General features: G+C 43.8%; 3 protein-coding genes and 1 pseudogene. 3 read left to right on the top strand and 1 reads right to left on the bottom strand.

The genetic code is table 11. The features are described 5' to 3' along the window. The 3 genes and pseudogenes from Q1V93_RS17355 to Q1V93_RS17345 form a co-directional block, all read left to right on the top strand. Positions 1 to 731 (top strand): annotated as a pseudogene (locus Q1V93_RS17355) (replication-associated recombination protein A); the annotation flags it as partial. Beyond that, complete coding sequence (locus Q1V93_RS17350; RefSeq protein ID WP_300666418.1) at positions 728 to 1666, top strand: lysophospholipid acyltransferase family protein; 939 nt, start codon at positions 728 to 730, stop codon at positions 1664 to 1666. The pseudogene Q1V93_RS17355 and the gene Q1V93_RS17350, both read left to right, overlap by 4 nt. Continuing rightward, entirely contained in the window at positions 1623 to 2630 is a 1008-nt protein-coding gene (locus tag Q1V93_RS17345; protein ID WP_300666417.1) for a sialidase family protein, read from the top strand. Before Q1V93_RS17350 ends, Q1V93_RS17345 begins: the two co-directional genes overlap by 44 nt. Before the next feature lie 73 nt (positions 2631 to 2703). Here the strand turns inward: Q1V93_RS17345 and Q1V93_RS17340 are convergent, their stop codons facing one another. Next, a complete protein-coding gene (locus Q1V93_RS17340) occupies positions 2704 to 3138 on the bottom strand; it encodes a thioredoxin domain-containing protein (RefSeq protein WP_300666416.1) in 435 nt (144 codons plus the stop codon). Between the last annotated feature and the right edge of the window lie 249 nt (positions 3139 to 3387).

Below are 3387 nucleotides of genomic sequence, written 5' to 3'. Positions count from 1 at the left end.
GCGAATACAAATCACTGATCGCGGTGGCCGGTGGTGATGCGCGCAAGATGCTGAACCTGCTCGAAATGGTTGTCAACACCTTCTCCCCCAACGAAACGGCAGTTATCACGGATGAATTGGTGAATCAACTGGCACAGCAGCGCGTGCGTTACGACAAAGACGGAGAACAGCATTACGATATTATTTCTGCATTCATCAAATCCATCCGCGGGAGCGATCCGGATGCAGCGGTTTACTGGCTGGCCCGAATGATTGAAGGCGGCGAAGATCCGAAATTCATTGCCCGGAGATTGTTGATTTCGGCATCGGAAGACATCGGTTTGGCAAATCCGACAGCTTTGATCATGGCAAACAATACCTTTCAGGCTATCCAGGTAATCGGGTGGCCGGAAGCCCGCATTATTCTTTCGCAATGTGCTATTTACCTGGCTACTTCACCGAAAGGAAATGCTGCTTATATGGCCATTGATGAGGCGATTGCGGAGGTCAGACGGGATCCGAATGCGCCTGTTCCGCTTCATTTGAGAAACGCTCCGACCAAATTGATGAAGGATCTCGGATACGGAGCCGAATACCAGTATGCCCATAGTTTTCCCGGGAATTTTGTGTTTCAGCAATACCTTCCGGATTCATTGAAGGACCGCACGTTCTTTCACACCGGAAGCAGCGCGCGCGAGCAGGAAATTCAGAAGCAGCTTCAAACGCTTTGGCCAAATAAATTTAAGAAATGAGTCGCGTTGCTTACTATTTGTTCGTTTTGCCGTTGTCCAAACTTCCGCTTTGGTTCACTTACCGCTTTTCGGATTTGTTCTACCTGCTGCTTATTTCTGTTTTTCCTTACCGCAAGAAGGTGATCGAAGGAAATATTGCCCGCTCGTTTCCGGACTTAAGTCCTGCGGAACAACGCAAAATCAAACGTTCTTTTTATCGTCATTTCGCAGACATGCTCCTGGAAGGGGTTAAAAACCTGGGAATTTCCGAGAAGGAATTACAACGGCGTTTCATGATCCGCAATCCGGAACTGATGGAAGCTTTATATGAACAGCAAAAAAGCGTTTTACTGGTTTCTGCACATTATATGAACTGGGAATGGATGATTACCGGTCAGGATTTATTCTTTCCGCACAAAGCTGTTGGAATCGGGATGCCTTTGACGAGCGGATATTGGGATAAAAAGATCAATACATTGCGTTCGCGCTTTGGAATGCAGGTGATTCACGCGAAAATTGTGAAGGAAACGTTCAATTCGTATGTTGAGAAGGGAATTCCGACCGCAACGCTGGTTTTGAGTGATCAAAGTCCGGCAGATTCGATGAAAAGCTATTGGATGACGTTTCTGAATCAGCAGACGGGCATTATTTTCGGAGCGGAACAACTGGCAAACACGTACGACCAGGCGGTTGTTTTTTACCTTCCGAAGAAGATCAAACGCGGATATTACGAAGTAGAACTTCAGCTTTTAACGGACGAACCACGCTCACTTCCCTGGGGAGAAATTACGGAAACACATACGCGGTTGCTGGAGAAGCGCATTCTTTCTGAGCCCGGTCCGTGGCTATGGTCTCACAAACGCTGGAAACGCACTGTTCCGGATGATATTCCCAAACTAAAAGAGATACAACGTGAGAAATTCAATAGCCTTTTTAGGAAGCATCCTGATTTGTAGTCTTGGTTTCGGGCAGGAAATCCGTTCCATTGACACGCTTCATTTCACAACAGAAAAGTCGTATTCCCGCATTGTTGCGCGCTATTCCAAAAATGAACTGGTATTCGGAACTTCCAAAACCGGGGTTATTCTGTATAATGAAAAGACCAAACAGGTAAAAACACTGATTCAACCTGTTAGTTGCGGAGAGTTTCGTGACCTGATCGTAAATGGAAAAAAGATCTATACCTGTGTAAGTGGTGATTCCGCGATCATTTACAAAATCAACGGAAAAAAAATTACAGAACTCTATCGCGACAGGGGGTTCATTGATGACCTGGTTCTGAAAGGAAAACGAAATTTGGTGATGTTAAGCGATCCGTTAATTGAGACCAATTTAATTGTTACAAGAATCGACGTGAACAAATCCACCGTTTACGCATACGGCCCGTTTAAAGGAGTTAAGGGCGAGGCTTTTTATGCCGCAAGCGGAACCACCTCACAACTGATCGGAGAAACCTATTATTTCGTTTCGGGTGGTCCTAATAATGCCACATTTTACAGTGGCCGGATATTCGGATACGAGCCTTTGGCAAGTTCACAATTGCCTCTGCCAAAAGCAGAAGGCGCCGGTCCTTTTTCCATTTTTATGCTGGATGAGAAAAACGGAGTCATTGTAGGAGGAAACTATACCAAACCGAATATGTCTGACTCCACGGCGGTTTATACCACAAATGGCGGGTTGACCTGGCATCTTTCCGAAAAGCAACCGAACGGCTATCGCTCCTGCGTGACGGGAGATCCGACCATTCTCTTCTCTTGCGGAACAAACGGCATTGATTATTCAAGTGATGGCGGGAAAACCTGGAGTTTCTTTGCTGCCGGGAATTTTTGTGCGCTTCTTTTGGAGAAAAACACTTTGTATGCTACTACGAATAAAGGATATTGTTTGAGAATTCATTTAAAATTCAAAATGGAGAATTGAAAAGTTAAACTGCGCTATCGCTTGTTTGTACCGAAAGCTCAGCTTTCTCTTCTTTTCAATTATCAATTCTCCATTATTTTATTGCAGAAATTGCTGCCAGCAGTTTTTCTTTGCTTTGTTTTCCAACGAGTTTGCGCACCAATTTTCCTTCTCCGTTGATGAACAGTAAAGTCGGATAACCGGAAACGGTATATGCTTTTGAGATCATTGGTCCGTCTGCATCTTTTTCCGCATCGATTTTCAGGTTGATGAATCGCTTATTGAATTCTTTTCCTACTTCTGAATCCTGGAACGTCGTTTTTGCCATTTCTTTGCAGGGTCCGCACCAGCTGGTATGCACATCAATAAAAATGAGTTTTCCGGAAGATTGTGCCTGTTTGACTGCTTTTTCAAACGGAATTTTTGTGAATTTGATACCGGAAGCTGCCATTGCCGATTCTTCTTTGGATGTATGAAACGAAAAGAGAAGCAGAGAGATTCCTAAAAACAGGACGATTGGAAATTTCATATTTGTGTTTTTATGTGTTGTTCTTTTTCTAAAATTACGAATTGTGAATCAGATAATTGTGTTTCTATTTGTTTGTTCCCGGAATAGAAATAGCGGATTGCGCATTTTTGAGAAGAGGATTTGAGGCAAAAGACAAGATTTGAAGGGTCAGGATTTTGAAACGGATAGGGACAAATTGGTCTCAAAAACGGCTGAAACGCCCTAAAACCGCATGTTAATTCTATAACATTTTAATACTGTATCTATACT

The sequence above is a fragment of the Fluviicola sp. genome (genome assembly GCF_030151805.1).
Classification (GTDB): domain Bacteria; phylum Bacteroidota; class Bacteroidia; order Flavobacteriales_D; family Crocinitomicaceae; genus Fluviicola.
The sequence above is the reverse complement of the archived record's forward strand: the minus strand, read 5'-3'. Positions and strand labels throughout refer to the sequence as shown.

Coding starts and splice junctions, on each gene's coding strand:
- Q1V93_RS17350 (WP_300666418.1), top strand. CDS start 728: ATGAGTCGCGTTGCTTACTATTTGTTCGTTTTGCCGTTGTCCAAACTT.
- Q1V93_RS17340 (WP_300666416.1), bottom strand. CDS start 3,138: ATGAAATTTCCAATCGTCCTGTTTTTAGGAATCTCTCTGCTTCTCTTT.